Annotated in this window: 1 protein-coding gene; it reads right to left on the bottom strand. The window is 57.0% G+C overall.

What is annotated here, in order from left to right:
* Positions 1 to 349, bottom strand: a 349-nt coding sequence (locus ACPGUT_RS16240; protein ID WP_423993156.1) for a hypothetical protein, incomplete at its 3' end; no start/stop codon positions are given.
* Between the last annotated feature and the right edge of the window lie 158 nt (positions 350 to 507).

Raw genomic sequence — 507 nt, forward strand, 5'->3', positions numbered from 1 at the left:
AATATGTCAGATCATCCCAAAAACGCAATTGCCCCACGCTTTGAGGTGCTCTCCTCTTCCTGGCGGCTTGCGTATCTTCCGCGAAATACGGGGTCAGCAGGTAAGGCGTCTCGCGCTTGAAGCGATACCGCTTTTTGCCGTGGTGGCCACGGATAGCGAGGGGCCCTTCCGAGAAGAGAACGAGATCCGCTTCCGGCCCGTCACCATCGGCAGGTAACATCCTGAAAGCAGGCTCTGCGATGCCTTCCATTTCGGGGAGTTCGTAAGCCGTGTCTGGTTCGTCTGAGGCGGTCCTGATTGCCGGATTGTGGGGCATCAGGAGGTACGCTTGCTCCGGGTTGAAGGTCATTTCTGCGTTGTCCGCGATCAGCCTGTTGTAGTTCCAGAGACTGACAGTCGCAGGCCGTGCCTGGACACTCAGGCAGACAGCGGTGAAGAGTGGCAATCCGAAGATTTGCCCTTTAAGGATTGGGGTGCGGATCCGGCCTGATGTCCCAAGAGTTTACA

Source organism: Halocynthiibacter sp., assembly GCF_049608145.1.
GTDB lineage: Bacteria > Pseudomonadota > Alphaproteobacteria > Rhodobacterales > Rhodobacteraceae > Halocynthiibacter.